Below are 15537 nucleotides of genomic sequence, written 5' to 3'. Positions count from 1 at the left end.
AGCCACTGCGCAAGAGCGGCCGAGGCGTTTCGGCTCATGACACAACGTCACGCCCCAGTCATCTGCCCCACCTAGCATGCGCGCAGACCGCACAAAACGGCAGCACAGCGCCTGCATAGCGGCAACACCGATCCGGCCCGGCCGCCCATGCCGTGCGGCCGAGCCTAGTTCAAACAGGAGTCCTTCGTCATGCCTATCCGCTTCAGCAAGAACCAGTTGGCCCTCGCGGCCCTCGCCACCCTCAGCATGGGTGGCTTGGTCGCCGCCCCCGGCATCTCCACGGCAGCCTCGGCCGTCCCGGTCGGCAAGACGCCAGGCCAGTACGTCACCGGCGACTTCCACAACCACACCACTTGCTCGGATGGCGCCATCTCGATGCAAAAGCTGGTCAAGAAGGTCACCGACAAGACTAGCAAGGGCGGCGATACGCCTTGGGGCCTGGACTGGTTTGTGCAAGCCGGCCACGGCGGCAACGGCAACCGCAATTGCACCTTGGTGGAAGACGCCTCGCTGAGCACACCCGCCTATCCCTACGTGGCCGGCAAGGGCCCGACAACGACCTGGGAAAACAGCGGCGTTACGCCCAAGGGCGACGTCAGCGGCTCCAGCCCGAACCGCAATATGTGGCGCTGGCAGTCGATTCAAGAATTCCAGTACCCCTTGGTTGAGTACCTGGCTGCTTCCAAGAATCTGCCTTTGTTCATCGGCATGGAGTCGGTGGTTGCCGGCCATGAGCACGCTTCGATGAGCATCATCACCGGCCAGATGCCCAGCCAGCTGGACAACGCCACCATGCCCACATCGCCCGGCTACACCGCCCTGGGCAATGCCAACGCCCTGTCGCAATGGTCGTATTGCTTTGACCGCAACGACACCGACAAGAGCCGCGGCAACATCGCCGGCTCGGCCCTTGGCAACAACTGGAATTGCTCGGTCGCAGGCAGCAATAGCGCCAGCGATGTCAGCTGGAACGTCACCGCCCAAAAGCTGATGCCCGCCAGCGGTACCGGCAACGGCAACAAGGGTCATCTGAAGACTTTGGAAGCCATCAAGTGGATGGCCCAAAACCACGCCACCGGCAGCTACTACGTGCCTGCCCACTTGGAGCGCGCCGGCCCCTTCAACCCCGACGGCAACCAAGGCTTCAACATCGAGCATCTGCGTAACCTGAACAACGCAGGCCCGGACATCGCCTTCGGCTTCGAAACCCAACCCGGCCACGGCGCTTCGTCCAACCGCGGTGAATACCAAGTCTTGCGCAACAACTTCGGCGCTAACGGTGGCTTGGTCGACTCGGTCGGCGGCACCACCTACGGCGGCACCGGTGTTTACGGCGCCCAAGTCGGCGGCGTGTGGGACGCCTTGCTCGGCGAAGGTCGCAACTTCTGGTACTTCGCCTCGTCTGACTGGCATAACCGCGGCGCCTTCGGCCCGGATGACCGCCGCTCTACGCAAGACTTCTACCCCGGCGAATACGCCCGTGACTTCGTCATGGTGCGCAACGGCGCCGACAAGCTGCGTCCGCAAACCATTGTTGACGGCCTGCGCACCGGCAATAGCTTCGCCGCCAGCGGCCAGCTGATCGACCGCCTGGCCTTCGTCGCCTGCGCTTCCTACGCTGGCCCTGCCGCTCGCAGCAATGCTGCCGTGGAAGCACTGGCCACGGCCGCTGCCACCAATAACCGCGACGTCGATGCCAGCGGCTGCGCCACCATGGGCGAAAAGCTGGTGGTGCGCCCAGGCGCCGAGATCGTGGTCTCGGTGGTGGTGCGTGATCCCGAAGGCGAAAGCTTCTCGCCTTACACCTTCCCCAACCCCGCTTTGGCGCAGATCGGCCGCGTCCAGCCGCTGAACAAGCCGGTGCTGGATCACATCGACCTGATCCGTGGCCTGGTGACCGGCTACAAGACGCCAGGTGCCGCTGACTACTCGGGCGAATGGCCGCGCAACACCGCTTGGCTGAAGGCCGACGGCACCACCGCTGACCTGTCGGTTGTCCCCGCTGCCGCCAAGAACACCAGCGCTGCAGTGATCAAGACCTTCAACGGCGATGGCGCCACGCCTTGGGTGGCCTTCGCTTCGGGCGTGGACAACACCAAGTTCCTGAAGATGACTTACCGCATCCCTGCGGTGACGGCATCCCAGTATGTGCGTCTGCGCGGCAGCAACTTGCCGGCCGCTGTGCCCTATGAGACCGACTCCAAGGGCAACCCGATGGCCGACGTTTACACCAACGCCAACGACACCAGCCGCCTGACCATCCCATGCAAGACACCGCACAGCGCCGGCAACCAGTTCGACGGCTGCCCGGACCACTTGGCCACGGCCACCGGCGCCTCGCCGATCGCCGGCCAGAAGGCGGTGTCTTACGACGTGGCTGCTTGGTCTGACCTGTGGTTCTACAGCAATCCGATCTACGTCCAGGTGACGGGTTCGAGCGTGGTGGCGGGCGTCAAGTAAAGCCCAGCCCTCGCTAGCCTCACAAGCGCCGCGCGGCCAAGCGCGGCGCTTTTTCCCGTTTTCAGATGTCACCTTTTAGCAAGCCCATGCCAAGCAGCCTGCCCGCCCAAGCGCAAGATCACGCCCAAGTTCAAGCCACCGTCCAAACCACGCCAGCAGCCCCTCGCCGCGCCCTGCCCGAGTGGGCCCGCGAGCCCCTGCTGCACTTCATGCTGCTAGGCGGCTTGCTGTTTGCGGCCGATCATCTGCTGAGCCGCCGCGCCGACGACCCGCAGCGCATCGTCATGGACAGCGCGGTTGACGCCGAAGCCAGCCAGGTCTTCAGCGCCAGCCGCGGCCGCGCGCCAGACGCCAAGGAATTGGCGGCGCTGCGTCAGGTCTGGCTGGACAACGAAGTGCTGTACCGCGAAGGCCTGGCCCTGCAAGTGGACAAGGGCGACAGCGGCATCCGCGAACGCGTCATCTTCAAGGCGCTGAGCGTGGTGGAAGCCAACCTCAAGCTGCCGGCGGTGAACGACAAGATCTTGCAAGACTGGTTCAACAGCCACCGCGATAAATACGAAGAACCCGCGCGCTTTGATTTTCAAGAAGCGCTGCTGACCGGCAACGACGGTGCGCCCGCATCGGAGGCCCAGGTGCGCGCCTTTGTGGCCGCGCTCAATGGCGGCACACCGGGCGACGCCAAAGCTGGCCTGCGTGTCTTCAAGGGCCGGCCCGAAGCCAATTTGCAGCAAAGCTACGGCCCCGACTTCGCCAAGAACCTGGCCGAAGGCCCGGTGGGCGAATGGCGTGCCCTGGCCAGCCGGGAAGGCTGGCGCGCCATTCGTCTGGATGGTTTGAGCGCGGCCAAAGCTGCCGACTTCCAAGCCTTGCGCAACGTCGTGCAGCAGGACTGGACCGACGCCACCATGTCCGAACAGCGCAGCGCCGCCGTGCAGGCCCTGGCCAAGAAATACAAGATCGTCACCGAGCAGGCGGCCAAGCCATGAGCAAGCCGTCCGCTTCTCTGGGGCTCAGGCTGGGGCTGCTGCTCAAGTTGCTGATGCTGACGCTGGGCCTGGCGCTGAGCGCGGGCGCCAAGTCGCATGAGATGAGCATGGCCGAGCTGCAACTGCGCGAACTGTCGCGCGGTGAGTTCCTCTGGCAATGGAGCGCCGGCGAGAAAAGTGCGCCTGCCGATGTGCTGCGCCCCATCTGGCCCGAAGCTTGCCAGACCGACAGCAATATGCTGCGCTGTGGCACAGGCGGCCTGCAAGGCAGCATGAGCGTGGACGGCGTGGGCAAGAGCTATTCCGCCGTGCTGGTCAAGGTTTTCTGGCTGGACGGCCAGAGCCGCGTCTACACCATCACCGCCGGCCAAACCAAGGTACAGCTCTACGGCGCAGCCGACGATGCGCGCGGCATGGGTGAAATCGCCCAGGCCTACACCTTGCTGGGCATCGAACACATCCTCAGCGGCATTGACCACCTGCTCTTCGTCATCAGCCTGCTCTTTCTGGTGGGCTTCCAGCGCCGCTTGTTCTGGACCATCTCGGCCTTCACCCTGGCACACAGCCTGACCCTGGCCAGCAGCGCGCTGGGCCTGCTGGTGCTGCGCTCGCCCCCGGTGGAGGCGACGATTGCCCTGTCCATCGTGCTGGTGGCGGGCGAGGCCCTGCACCGCCGCGAGACCATGGCCCGGCGTTGGCCGGCCCTGGTGGCCTTCTTGTTCGGCCTGGTCCATGGCCTGGGTTTCGCCGGCGCGCTGAAAGAAATCGGCCTGCCCGAGCAACATCTGAGCGTGGCCCTGCTGACCTTCAATGTCGGCGTGGAAATCGGCCAGTTGATGACCGTGGCCGCTGCCTGGGCACTGTGGCGCCTGGCCACCCGCTGGCCCCAAGCCAGCAAAGCGCGCCAACCCTTGCTCTACCTCATCGGCACGCTGGCGGCCTACTGGTCCTGGCTGCGCATTGCCACCATTTTTGGCTGAAGCCACACCATGACAGACGAAATCATCAGCCTGTTCCCGACGCCTTTTTTGCGCGCCCCCGCCACCCTGCCCAAGCCCTTGGTGGACGCGCTGGTCGCGCATTTCAGCACCGAGGCCCTGCAGGCCAATAATGCCTCGGACCATCTCTCCCACACCCGCATGCTCAAGCCCAGCGACAGCCCGTTGCTGCTGGACGTGGCCGGCCTGCTGACGCCCAAGCTGAGCGAGTTTGGTGCCCTGATGTTCGGTGAACAAATGGGCTGGTCGCTCAAGGAAATGTGGCTCAATGTGCTGGACCAAGGTGGCCGCCAGGCGGCGCACAACCATGCCAATAGCTTCATCTCCGGTGTGGTCTACCTCACGCCCACGCATGAGTCCTCGCGCACCGTGTTCATGAAGAGCCCGGGCGGCACCGACTTCAGCTTCAAGAACGACCATGCCGGCAGCATCACCGGCCCCTTCAATGCCGACAAGTGGATCAGCCCGCAACCCGAGCCGGGCGACCTGGTGCTGTTCCCGAGCTATCTGATGCACGCGGTGCCGCCCAATGCCGGCGAGCGCCGCATCACCCTGGCCTTCAACGCCATTCCGCTGCGACTTGATTCCTGGGGCTACCGCATTGGCTTCAGTGGCTGAGATGCAGCAGCAAGAGCTAGGAAAACGAGGGCTAGCACGCCGCAGCGCCGCCCTGGGCCTGATGCTGGCCTCGGGCTTTGCGGGCCTGGGCTACCAAATCATCTGGACCCAGCAGATGGGCCTCTGGTTGGGCCACGAAAGCGTGGCCGTGCTGGCGGTGGTGACGGCCTTCTTCGGCGGCCTGGCCCTCGGCGCGCTGGGGCTGGGCCAGCGCATCGAGCGCAGCGCACGGCCCTTGCGCTGGTATCTGGCTTGCGAGCTGCTGATCGCCGCCTGGGGCGTGGCCCTGCTGCTGGGCATGGGCCCGGCCAGTGAATTCCTGCTGCGTTTGACCGGCGCGCAAGCCAGCGCCGCTTGGCAATGGTGCGTCGCCTTCCTCGGCTGCTTTGTCTTGCTGCTGCCCGCCACGGCCGCCATGGGGGCAACCTTGCCGGCCATGGAGCGGGTGCTGGCAAGCTGGCTGCAAGCCGGCCCGAAAACAGCGGCGACAGCAGCGAGCCGCTCGATTGCCCCCTTCTACGCCGCCAACACCCTGGGCGCCGTGCTGGGCGTACTGGCCAGCGCCTTCTGGCTCTTGCCCACCCTGGGGCTGGCGCGCAGCGCTGGCTTGTGCGTGGCGCTGAATCTTCTGTGCGCCGCCGTCGCTTGGCTGAGCCTGCCCGCATGCACCCCGCTGCCCCCCGCTGCGGCCACTGGAAGCTGCGACAACAAGGCGCCCAGGCGCGCCATCATGCTGCGCCTGGGCCTGAGCGGCCTGCTGGGCATCGGCTACGAGGTGCTGGTGGTGCGGGTGCTGAGCCAGGTGAGCGAAGACACGGTCTACACCTTCGCCCTGCTGCTAGCGGTCTATCTGATCGGTAGCGCGCTGGGCGCTGCGGTCTGGCAAAGCCGTTGGGCCCATTCGCCGCCGGATCGCGCCGCACGGCAAGCCGACTACTTGCTGCTGGCCCTAGCCGGCGCCTGCCTGCTGGGCCTGGCGAGCTTGTGGGGGGCCGAGACCATCAAATCATGGCTGCTGGACGCCGCCACACCCAGCATGCGCTCGGCACTGCTGGCCGAGGCCACGCTGGCCGCTGCCGCTTTTGCCCTGCCCACCGTGGTGATGGGCGCCCTGTTCAGCCAGCTGAGCCAAAACGCTCAACGTGTTGGCCTCAGCTTTGGCCAGGCCTTGGGCATCAATACCTTGGGCGCTGCCGCCGCCCCCATGCTCTGCGGCCTCATCTTGGCGCCTTGGCTGGGGCCGAAGCTGGCGTTGCTCTTGGTGCCGGCGGGCTATCTGGCCTTGGCGGCCGGCCCCGCGTGGCGCCGGCCCTGGCCGTGGCTTGTCGCCGGGCCGGCTGTGGCACTGGCGGTGATGGCGCCGCCGCTGGCCTTCGTCACCCTCCCCGAGGGCGGCCAAGTGCTGAGTTATCAGGACGGCAGCATGGCCGCGGTCAGCGTGGTGGAAGACGCGCAAGGCGTCTCACGCCTGCGCATCAACAATCGCCAACAAGAGGGCAGCAGTTCCAGCCTGGCCTTCGATGCCCGCCAGGCTCTCTTGCCCCTGCTCTTGCTGCCGCAAGCCCCGCAGCGCGCGCTCTTTCTGGGCCTGGGCACGGGGATGACAGCGGCCTCCGCCGCGCAAGACCCGCACGTGCAGGTCGACGCCGTGGAGCTGCTGCCGGAAGTGATACGCGCTTCTGCCTTCTTCACCGAGCCAAGCCCCAATCTGCATCTGATTGCCGCCGATGCCCGGCGTTATGTGCGTGCCAGCGCGCAGCCCAGCTACCAGCTCATCGTTGCCGACAATTTCCACCCCGCCCGCAGCGGCTCCGGCGCGCTCTACACGGTGGAGCATTTCCAAGCGGTGCGCGCTCGCCTGGCCGCCGGCGGCCTGTTCTGCCAATGGTTACCCCTGCATCAGCTCGATCTGGCCAGCTTGCGCAGCATCACCCAGTCCTTTTTGCAAGCTTTTCCCGAGGGCCGAGCCCTGTTGGCCAATAACAGCCTGGATACGCCCACCCTGGGCCTGATCGGCCGCGCTGCTGGCGAGCAAGCAGGCTTTTCCAGCAGCGTGGCACGCCAGCGCCTGGCCCAGCATGGCCTGCCGCAAAGCCTTGCCGCCTTTGGCATCGAAGACGAATACGCCCTGCTGGGCAGCTTCATCGCCGGCCCCCGGGCCTTGCGGCAGTGGGCGGGTGAGGCGCCACTCAATACCGATGACCACCCGGTCGTCAGCTATTCGGCCCCCCGCATGACTTACGCGCCGGACTCACAAGCCCGCGAGCGCTTGTTGAGCGTGCTGGAAGCGCTGTCCGAGCCAGCGGCGGAACCCCTGAGCACGACAGCCGAAGACCAGCCGGCCGAGCTGAGGCTGGCCGCCTATCGGCGCGCGCGCCTGAGTTTTGTGGCCGCCGGTAGCCAGGTACGCCCCAGCCCCGACGTGCAGCAGATGTTGGCCCAGGTACGCGAGCCCTTGCTGGACGTGCTGCGCCGCAGCCCGGACTTCCGCCCCGCCTACGACCCCCTGCTGCGCATGGCCGGCGCGCTGGCGCGCAGCGACGGCCCAGGCGCCCGCCGTCTGTTGCAAGACTTGCAAGCCTTGCAGCCCGCACGCGCCGAGGCCGGCCAAGCCTTGCTGCAACTGGCAAGCCAGGGGCAATGACCTTGCGCAAGGCCGGCCGGCGCCGGCCACCTAAAATGGGTGGGTGAATAACAGCCCAACATCCCAGCCCTCCGCCAACATCGCCATTGGCAGCCCACGCAGCGTCGACGCCAGCACCAACGCCGACCTGCACTGCCATTCGCGCGTGTCCGACGGCACCCTCACGCCCGAAGAGCTGGCGCAGCGCGCCAAAGCCAATGGCGTCGAACTCTGGGCCTTGACCGACCACGATGAAGTGGCCGGCCAACAGCGTGCAATGGAAGCCGCCTTGGCGCAGGGCATGGCTTACCTCACCGGGGTGGAAATTTCGGTCAGCTTTGCCGGCCGGGTGGTGCACATCGTGGGCCTGGGCTTTGATCATCACAACGCCGCCTTGATCCAGGGCTTGCGTGAAACCCGAGGCGGCCGAGAAGCCCGTGCCCGCGAGATGGCGGCCGGCCTGGCGCAAGTGGGCATCAAAGATGCGTACGAAGGCGCGCTGCAATTCGTTGGCAACCCCGAGTTGATTTCACGCACCCACTTCGCGCGCTTCTTGGTCGAGGCAGGGCATTGCCAGGACGTCAACGAAGTGTTCCGCCGCTTCCTCACCGAGGGCAAACCGGGTTATGTGGAACACCGCTGGGCCCGCCTGAGTGACGCGCTACGCTGGATCAGGCAAGCCGGCGGCGAAGCCGTCATCGCCCACCCGGCTCGCTATGCCTTCAGCCCCACCGAAGAGTACGCGCTGATCACCGAATTCATGGCCCATGGCGGGCGCGGCATCGAGGTGGTGACCGGCAGCCACTCGGCCGCCGAGGCCATCAAGTACGCCGACACGGCGCTGGAGTTCGACCTCTTCGCCTCCCGCGGCTCGGACTTCCACTCCCCCGAGGAAAGCCGCACCGATCTGGGCCGGCTGGACGGCTTGTCTGGCCGCCTGAAGCCGGTTTGGCAGGCTTTGGCGGATCGCATCCACTGGGCCTGAGCGCCAACTTCAATCGCCGCCAGAGCTAATGATGAGCATGCTCTCACGGCAATAGCGATTCTTTGTCCGCGACCTTCCCGGGCAATGCCGACAAACATGGGATCAGCCGTCGCGTTTTCGGCAACAGCTCTAGCCGGCTGTGCCGCAAGCCGCTGGCGGCGATGGACAATGCGGCATGGCCCAATATTTCGAAGTCCACCCCGAGAACCCGCAAGCACGCTTTCTCAAGCAAGCCGCGCAGATCCTGCATGGCGGCGGCGTGGTGGCCATCCCCACTGATTCCAGCTATGCCCTGGTTTGCCGTTTGGACGACAAAACCGCGGTGGAAAACCTACGCCGCATCCGCGGCATTGACGACAAGCACCACCTGACCCTGCTCTGCCGCGACCTGAGCGAGCTGGCCAGCTATGCCCGGGTCGACAACCAGCAATACCGCCTGCTCAAGCTGGCCACGCCGGGCCCGTTTGCCTTCATCCTGGAAGCCACCAAAGAAGTACCCCGCCGCTTGTCCCACCCCTCGCGCCGCACCATCGGCCTGCGGGTGCCGGATCACCGCGTGGTGCAGGATTTGCTGGCCTTGTTTGGCGAGCCCTTGTTGTCGGCTACCCTGATTCCCCCCGGCGAGACCGAGCCGCTCAACGACGCGCAGGAAATTTCCGCGCGCTTTGACAAGGTCTTGCAAGCCATCGTCGATGCCGGTGCCTGCACCCTGCAGCCCACCACGGTGATCGACCTCAGCGGGGACGCGCCGGTGCTGATTCGCCGCGGCCAGGGCGACCCGGAAAAGCTGGGCCTGAGTTTCAGCGATTGAGTTTCAGCGCTTGAGACTCAAGGCTTGAGCGACTGAATCAGCCGCGCTTGATCGAAGCCCAGCTGGGTTTGACCTCGCACCACCAGCGTGGGCGTGCCCCGCGCGCCGCGCGCCTGAAACTCGGCCAGGCAAGCAGCATCGCTTTCAACAAAGCATTCCCGAAACGGCACTTGCTGCGCCGTCATCCAAACACGCGCTTTGTCGCAGTAGATGCAGGTCTGCGAGGACAGCATCACGATGTCACCCGGCTTGGCCAGGGCACGCAGTTCTTCGCCCTGCCCGCGCCCCAGCCACCATGACGCAGCCTGGGAGGCCCCCAGCACCAAGGCCAGGATCAGCGCCAGCGACCAGAAATCAGCTTTGATCCTGGCCATCAGATGGGTTGCCTCAAGTCCAGGCAGGTGAACACCGGCACAGACGGAGCTGGGCGGGCAAAGCTCGTCAAGTCGATCGGGGTCATAACAAGCCGGATTTGAACTGCGGTCGATAGGGGCGCCAACAACTTAGCGCCTCAGCGCTTAGCCAGCAGCATATGGATCCAATTGCCATGCGGGCGCGCCCACAAGCCGCTCAGGCCACGCGTCCAGAAAGCCAGCTTGGTCGCGACTTTTTGCGCAGGGCTGCGCGCCGCAGCGCCCTTCATGCGTGCGCCGCAATGGATGCACGGCTCTTCCTGCTCATAGGTGCCGTAGGGGTTACCGGCCCAATCCATCAGCCGGGTCGACAAGGCATTGGTCTGCACCTTGCTACTGCCCACAAAGCTCACGCTTTGCAATGAACAGGCCGGGAACAAGGCCGCCAGTCGGGCCTCATCGAAGCTATTGACATGGCCCCAGGGCGGGCTGATCAGGCCGCAGTTGCCACAGGTGCAGCGGCCAACCCGAATGTCTTGCCGGTAGGGCACGCCAATCAAGATCTGCCCGCCTGCCACTCGCTCGATCTCGCGGCAAACGCCGCTCAGCAGTGCAGGCGGGATATGTTCCAGCACCTCGGCGCAGAACACAAAGTCAAGCGAGCCATCGGCCATCTCCATGGCGGCGGCATCACCGGCCACGCAGCGCACCCGCGGGTGCGTAATCTGCGGCAAGGTCAAATCAAGCGCGATGACCTGCTCGAAGCGCTCGGCCAGCAAGCGCGAGAAATGACCATCGCGAGCGCCAATGTCCAGGGCAAGCCGGCCAGTCGCCGGAAACAAGCGCAGCAAATCTTGCGTGCGCGCTTGCTCCGCAGCACTGGCCCGGTAAACCTCGAGACTCATGGCGGCTCCCGATGAAAAGGCTTTACACCGCAGCCGTCACCACAATTTCCACCTTCCACTCGGCGCGGGCCAGCTTGGCCTCGACCGTGGCGCGGGGCGGGGTGTGGCCGGGCACAACCCAAGCGTCCCAGGCGGCGTTCATGCCGGGGAAGTCGGCCAGGTCGGCGATGAAGATCTGGGCGCGCAAGATCTTGGTCTTGTCGCTGCCGGCCTTGGCCAGCAAGGCGTCGATGGCGGCCAGCACCTGGGCGGTTTGGCCGGTGATGTCTTGCGTGGCATCTTCGGGCACTTGGCCCGCCAGATAGACCACGCCGTTGTAGACGGCCATCTCGGACATGCGTGCGCCGACGTCAAAGCGCTGGATGTTGTTGCTCATTTCAGGAACCTTTCTTTTTGGACGGATGGTGGTGCGAATGGCCATGCGGCTTGGCGCCCACATGCCCATGCGGATGTTTCTTGCTCGTGCCTTCGGCCGGAACAGCGCCAGCGGCCTTGTGGCCGAGCTTGCTCTCGGTGCCATTGAGCAGCTTCTTGATGTTCTCAAGATGGCGCCACACGAGCAGCAAAGCCATCAAGATCAACACGCCGACGATGGGGCCGGTGTCCCAGATCAGCATTTGGTAGAAGGGCGCGAAGGCCGCAGCGGTCAAGGACGCCAGCGAGGAGTAGCGGAAGAAGTAGGCCATGATCACCCAAGTGGCCAAGGTCGCCAGGCCCAGAACTGGGTTCAGCGCCAAGATCACACCGGCAGCGGTGGCCACGCCCTTGCCGCCTTCAAAGCGGAAGAACACCGGCCACAAATGCCCCAAGAAGGCGCCCAGGCCCACCAAGGCGGCCGTGCCTTCACCCAGGCCGAAGCGGGCGCCGTACAGCGTCACCAGCACCACCGGCACATAGCCTTTGAGTGCGTCGAACACCAGCGTCAGGATGGCGGCTTTCTTGTTGCCAGAGCGCAGCACATTGGTGGCCCCGGGATTGCCCGAGCCATAGCTACGTGGGTCCGACAAGCCCATGAAGCGGCTGATGATGACGGCAAACGAGAGCGAGCCGACGAGGTAGCCGCAAATGGCGGCCAGCAGAGGGAGGAGTTGTTCTTGCATGGGGCGCTATTCTGCACTGGCACAGTGAACTGGCCGCGCCGCCAGCAGTTCGACCAAGAGCTGCGGCGCCAAGCCGACCAAAAAACCACGCCGGCCGCCGTTGATGCAGATGCGCGGCAGCTCAAGAATCGTCGCCTCCACATAGATGGGCATGGCCTTTTTGCATCCGAACGGCGAGGTGCCGCCGACCATATAGCCGCTGTGGCGTTGCGCCACTTCGGGCTTGCAGGGCTCGACCTTTTTGCAGGGAATTTGCCGCGCCAATTCCTTCAGGCTGACCTGGCGGTCGCCGTGCATCAGCACGATCAGGGGCTGGGCTTTTTCATCCTGCATCACCAGGGTCTTGATCACCTCATGCTCGGGCACGCCGAGCTGGCGCGAGGACTCCCCGGTGCCGCCGTGCTCGACGTAGTCATACACATGCTCGCTAAAGCTAACGCCCTGGCGGCGCAGCATCTGCGTGGCCGGGGTTTCGCTGACGTGGACTGTTTTCTTGCTCATGACAAGCATTTTCTCCGACTGCAGTCAGAATCTGGCCCATCGCCATTCTTCTGAGCCCGCAGCCCCCGCCCATGAGCAACACGCCCCGCCCCGAACTCATCCGCAATTTGCTGGCCATTGTGAGCGTCGCGCTGATGATGGCCGCCTCGCTATGGGTGCTGCGCCCTTTTCTCGGGCCTTTGATTTGGGCCACCATGGTGGTGGTGGCCACCTGGCCAATGATGCGCGGCCTGCAAGCGCGGCTGTGGGGCCGGCGCGGCCTGGCCACCGCCGTGATGGTGCTGGCCTTGCTGCTGGTGCTCTTCGTGCCCTTGTCTATTGCCTTGGGCGCCATGATCACGCATGCGGACAGCGTGGTGGCCCTGGCCAACAAATTGGCCGACTCCAAGTTGCCGGAGCCGCCCGAATGGGTCGGCGACCTGCCCCTGGTGGGCGGCAGCGTGGCAGAGATCTGGCACCGCGTGGCCGTGGATGGCTACGGTTATGTGATGGCTTTGGTCAAACCCTATTTCGGCATCTCCTTCAAATGGCTGGCGGGTCAGGCCGGCGGCCTTGGCATGATTGGCCTGCAGTTCCTGATCACAGTGGGCATTGCCGGCGTGCTTTACAGCTGCGGCGAAACTGCCGCGCGCGGTGTGCGCGGCTTTGCCTTGCGCCTGGCCGGCGCACAGGGTGACCAAGTCATCACCTTGGCCGGTCAAGCGATTCGCGGCGTGGCGCTGGGCATTGTGGTGACGGCCATCGTGCAGTCCTCGCTGGGCGGCGTGGCCTTGCTGATCGTCGGCGTACCCTTTGCCGGCCTGCTGGCCGCCGTGATGTTCATGGCCTGCCTGGCGCAGATCGGCCCGGTGCTGGTGCTCGCCCCGGCCGTGGGCTGGTTGTACTGGAGCGGTGACAACACCTGGGGCACGGTGCTGCTGATCTTCACGGTGATCATCACCTCGCTGGACAATGTGCTGCGCCCCTGGTTGATCAAAAAGGGGGCCGACCTGCCCCTGCTGCTGATCTTCTCCGGCGTCATCGGCGGCCTGCTGGCCTTCGGCTTGGTGGGCCTGTTTGTGGGGCCGGTGGTGCTGGCGGTGACCTACACCATGTTGATCGCCTGGATCGGCGATGACATGCCGCCGGAACAAAGCCACTAAGGCTTCTTCAACAACTCCGCCCCACGCACCTCAAATACCACCGCCTGCAAGACCTGACCCCGGGTGTCCAGCAGGCGCAGGCGGTGCTTGCCCGGCTTGGGCGCCCATTGCCAGCTGGCGCCTCGGCCCAGGGCTTTGCCATTGAGCTCCCACAGCCCCGTCTGGCCTTCGAAGCGGATGCGTTGGGCTTGCGGCGGAATGTCGGGGTCCAGCGCAAAAATGCTGCCGTCGCGCGGGCTGGCAATGCCCATGGCGGCGCGTGCGCCCATCTGGGCGGTGCTGCGCATCAAGGCCTGCTCGGTGCCGGCCACAAACCATTCTTCGCGGGCGGGCTCCCGCTGGGCGTCGAACTCCACGCGCTGATGCAGCACGCCGGCCGGCGGCTGCGGCGCGCGTGAGGGGCGGCCTCGGTGCAGATGGCGCATCAAGCCGGCCCAGATCGGCGCCGCGCCGCTGATGCCACTGACCCCATGCATGGGCGCGCCGCTGGCATTGCCGACCCAGACGCCGACCACAAAGCGCTCGGAAAAACCCAGGCACCAGTTGTCGCGCATATCTTTGCTGGTGCCGGTTTTGACAGCCGCAAAACCGCTGGTGGCCAAGGGGCTGTCCAGGCCGAAAGTGAGCGCGCGGGCATTGTTGTCGGCCAGCATGTCCGCCACGATGAAGGCGGCGGGTGAGCGGTCATTGGCCAGCGCTCGGTAAGCCTGGGTCAGCTTGAGCAAGCTCACCTCAGAGCTGCCCAGGGCCAGCGACAGGCCGTAAAAGCCCGCACTCTCGCGCAGCCCCAGGCCAAGGGCATTGAGGCGCTCAAACAGCGGGTCCACGCCCAGCATGGCGGTCAGCTTGACGGCTGGCACATTCAGGCTATTGCCCAGCGCCGCGCGCGCCGACACATAGCCGCGAAAAGTCTTGTCATAGTTTTGCGGCAGATAAAGGCCGGACGGGGTGCTGATCTGCGCCGCGGAATCATCCAGCCAGCTGGCTGCGGTGATCAGCTTTTTCTCCAGCGCCAGCTGGTAGATGAAGGGCTTGAGCGTGGAGCCCGGCTGGCGCCGCGCCAGCACGCCATCGACCTGGGCCGCGCTGGAATAGTCGTCCCCGCTGCTGCCCACCCAGGCCAGCACCGCGCCGCTGGCCCGGTCCAGCACCAGCACGGCGCCGTCCTCCACATTGCGGCCGGACAACTCGGCCAGTTGCTGGCGCAGCAGGTTCAGGGCCTGGCGCTGCAGGCCGGCGTCCAGGCTGCTGGGCTGGCGCGGCGGGCCATCTGCTTTGAGCACTTGGCGCGCGTAATGCGGCGCCAGAGCCTCGCCTTGCAGCGGCGAGGCGGGCCGGGCCAGCAAGGCCTCGACCTGACCCTGTACCGCCGCGCAGTTGGCAGCCGCCCCCTGCAACTTGAGCAAGGCACAAGCACGCTCAGCCACGCGCTCAGGCGCGGCATTGGGCGCGCGCACCAAGGCGGCGGCCAGGGCGGCCTCCTGTGTCGTCAGCCCGGAAGGATGTTTGCCGAACAGGGTTTGGCTCAGCGCATGGATGCCGATCACCTCGCCCCGGAAAGGCACGCTATTGAGATAGGCCTCCAGGATCTGCGCCTTGCTCCAGTTGCGCTCCAGCCGCCCGGCCTGCCAGGCCTGGCCGAGCTTCTGGCCCAGGCTGCGGCCGCCGCTGGGGCGCGCCAGGCCTTCATCGAGCAAACCCGCCAGCTGCATGGTGATGGTCGACGCACCGCGCGTGCGGCTGTTCCACAAATTGCCAAAACCGGCACTGGCCACCGCCGCCCAATCAACGCCGCTGTGGGCGTAAAAGCGCTGATCCTCACCCAGCAGCATGGCCGTCAGCAAGGCGGGCGACATCTCAGCCAAAGGGACCCACGCCAGGCTGCGGCGCTGCATGTCCAGGCGCAAGGTCTGCAAGACCTGACCCTGCCGATCCAGCAAAGTGAAGTCAGAGACTTTGTGGGCGGCCTTGACCTCGGCAAAGCTGGCCTGCGCCGCTGCCGGCGAGGCCAGCAAGCTCAGCGCGAGACCAAATGCCAAAACCGAGGCAAGC

14 protein-coding genes are annotated in these 15537 nt (G+C 65.6%); 8 read left to right on the top strand and 6 right to left on the bottom strand.

Annotation, left to right across the window (positions count from 1 at the left end; translation table 11 throughout):
• Positions 1–189: 189 nt before the first annotated feature.
• The 7 genes from AT984_RS03760 to AT984_RS03730 all read left to right on the top strand — a co-directional run bounded on the left by AT984_RS03760 (position 190) and on the right by AT984_RS03730 (position 9484).
• Positions 190–2460 (top strand): hypothetical protein, encoded by a 2271-nt coding sequence (locus tag AT984_RS03760; protein ID WP_058718967.1) that lies wholly within the window; start codon positions 190–192, stop codon positions 2458–2460.
• A gap of 86 nt (positions 2461–2546) precedes the next feature.
• Positions 2547–3449, top strand: coding sequence for a peptidyl-prolyl cis-trans isomerase (locus AT984_RS03755; RefSeq protein WP_082679765.1), 903 nt, complete (start codon positions 2547–2549; stop codon positions 3447–3449).
• A complete protein-coding gene (locus AT984_RS03750; RefSeq protein WP_082679764.1) occupies positions 3446–4429 on the top strand; it encodes a HupE/UreJ family protein in 984 nt (327 codons plus the stop codon). The genes AT984_RS03755 and AT984_RS03750 overlap by 4 nt, the downstream gene beginning before the upstream one ends.
• Before the next feature lie 9 nt (positions 4430–4438).
• A complete protein-coding gene (locus AT984_RS03745; protein WP_058718966.1) occupies positions 4439–5065 on the top strand; it encodes a putative 2OG-Fe(II) oxygenase in 627 nt (208 codons plus the stop codon).
• On the top strand, positions 5058–7709 hold the full coding sequence (locus AT984_RS03740; RefSeq protein ID WP_231741702.1) for a fused MFS/spermidine synthase: 2652 nt from the start codon (positions 5058–5060) through the stop codon (positions 7707–7709). The genes AT984_RS03745 and AT984_RS03740 overlap by 8 nt, the downstream gene beginning before the upstream one ends.
• 85 nt (positions 7710–7794) lie before the next feature.
• A complete protein-coding gene (locus tag AT984_RS03735; protein WP_058722069.1) occupies positions 7795–8673 on the top strand; it encodes a 3',5'-nucleoside bisphosphate phosphatase in 879 nt (292 codons plus the stop codon).
• Between the two features lie 175 nt (positions 8674–8848).
• Complete coding sequence (locus AT984_RS03730; protein WP_058722068.1) at positions 8849–9484, top strand: L-threonylcarbamoyladenylate synthase; 636 nt, start codon at positions 8849–8851, stop codon at positions 9482–9484.
• Positions 9485–9501: 17 nt separating this feature from the next.
• Here the strand turns inward: AT984_RS03730 and AT984_RS03725 are convergent, their stop codons facing one another.
• From AT984_RS03725 to ybaK, 5 genes are all read right to left on the bottom strand, one after another.
• A complete protein-coding gene (locus AT984_RS03725; RefSeq protein WP_058718964.1) occupies positions 9502–9858 on the bottom strand; it encodes a glutaredoxin family protein in 357 nt (118 codons plus the stop codon).
• Between the two features lie 137 nt (positions 9859–9995).
• Positions 9996–10742: a class I SAM-dependent methyltransferase gene (locus AT984_RS03720; RefSeq protein WP_058718963.1), complete on the bottom strand. Its 747-nt coding sequence runs from the start codon at positions 10740–10742 to the stop codon at positions 9996–9998.
• Between the two features lie 22 nt (positions 10743–10764).
• A complete protein-coding gene (locus AT984_RS03715) occupies positions 10765–11118 on the bottom strand; it encodes a RidA family protein (RefSeq protein WP_058718962.1) in 354 nt (117 codons plus the stop codon).
• Between the two features lies 1 nt (position 11119).
• Complete coding sequence (plsY, locus tag AT984_RS03710) at positions 11120–11842, bottom strand: glycerol-3-phosphate 1-O-acyltransferase PlsY (protein ID WP_058718961.1); 723 nt, start codon at positions 11840–11842, stop codon at positions 11120–11122.
• Positions 11843–11848: 6 nt separating this feature from the next.
• A complete protein-coding gene (ybaK, locus tag AT984_RS03705; RefSeq protein ID WP_058718960.1) occupies positions 11849–12343 on the bottom strand; it encodes a Cys-tRNA(Pro) deacylase in 495 nt (164 codons plus the stop codon).
• Positions 12344–12414: 71 nt separating this feature from the next.
• Here ybaK and ydiK point away from each other — a divergent pair, with 71 nt between their 5' ends.
• Complete coding sequence (ydiK, locus tag AT984_RS03700) at positions 12415–13485, top strand: AI-2E family transporter YdiK (protein ID WP_058718959.1); 1071 nt, start codon at positions 12415–12417, stop codon at positions 13483–13485.
• Here the strand turns inward: ydiK and AT984_RS03695 are convergent.
• Complete coding sequence (locus tag AT984_RS03695; protein ID WP_231741511.1) at positions 13482–15524, bottom strand: transglycosylase domain-containing protein; 2043 nt, start codon at positions 15522–15524, stop codon at positions 13482–13484. The genes ydiK and AT984_RS03695 overlap by 4 nt on opposite strands.
• Between the last annotated feature and the right edge of the window lie 13 nt (positions 15525–15537).

The organism is Paucibacter sp. KCTC 42545, from assembly GCF_001477625.1.
Lineage (GTDB): Bacteria > Pseudomonadota > Gammaproteobacteria > Burkholderiales > Burkholderiaceae_C > Paucibacter_A.
The sequence above is the reverse complement of the archived record's forward strand: the minus strand, read 5'-3'. Positions and strand labels throughout refer to the sequence as shown.

Excerpts from the sequence above, each read along its gene's own strand:
- AT984_RS03760 (WP_058718967.1), top strand. The coding sequence starts at position 190 with ATGCCTATCCGCTTCAGCAAGAACCAGTTGGCCCTCGCGGCCCTCGCC.
- AT984_RS03755 (WP_082679765.1), top strand. The coding sequence starts at position 2,547 with ATGCCAAGCAGCCTGCCCGCCCAAGCGCAAGATCACGCCCAAGTTCAA.
- AT984_RS03750 (WP_082679764.1), top strand. The coding sequence starts at position 3,446 with ATGAGCAAGCCGTCCGCTTCTCTGGGGCTCAGGCTGGGGCTGCTGCTC.
- AT984_RS03745 (WP_058718966.1), top strand. The coding sequence starts at position 4,439 with ATGACAGACGAAATCATCAGCCTGTTCCCGACGCCTTTTTTGCGCGCC.
- AT984_RS03730 (WP_058722068.1), top strand. The coding sequence starts at position 8,849 with ATGGCCCAATATTTCGAAGTCCACCCCGAGAACCCGCAAGCACGCTTT.
- AT984_RS03725 (WP_058718964.1), bottom strand. The coding sequence starts at position 9,858 with ATGGCCAGGATCAAAGCTGATTTCTGGTCGCTGGCGCTGATCCTGGCC.
- AT984_RS03720 (WP_058718963.1), bottom strand. The coding sequence starts at position 10,742 with ATGAGTCTCGAGGTTTACCGGGCCAGTGCTGCGGAGCAAGCGCGCACG.
- AT984_RS03715 (WP_058718962.1), bottom strand. The coding sequence starts at position 11,118 with ATGAGCAACAACATCCAGCGCTTTGACGTCGGCGCACGCATGTCCGAG.
- plsY (WP_058718961.1), bottom strand. The coding sequence starts at position 11,842 with ATGCAAGAACAACTCCTCCCTCTGCTGGCCGCCATTTGCGGCTACCTC.
- ybaK (WP_058718960.1), bottom strand. The coding sequence starts at position 12,343 with ATGAGCAAGAAAACAGTCCACGTCAGCGAAACCCCGGCCACGCAGATG.
- ydiK (WP_058718959.1), top strand. The coding sequence starts at position 12,415 with ATGAGCAACACGCCCCGCCCCGAACTCATCCGCAATTTGCTGGCCATT.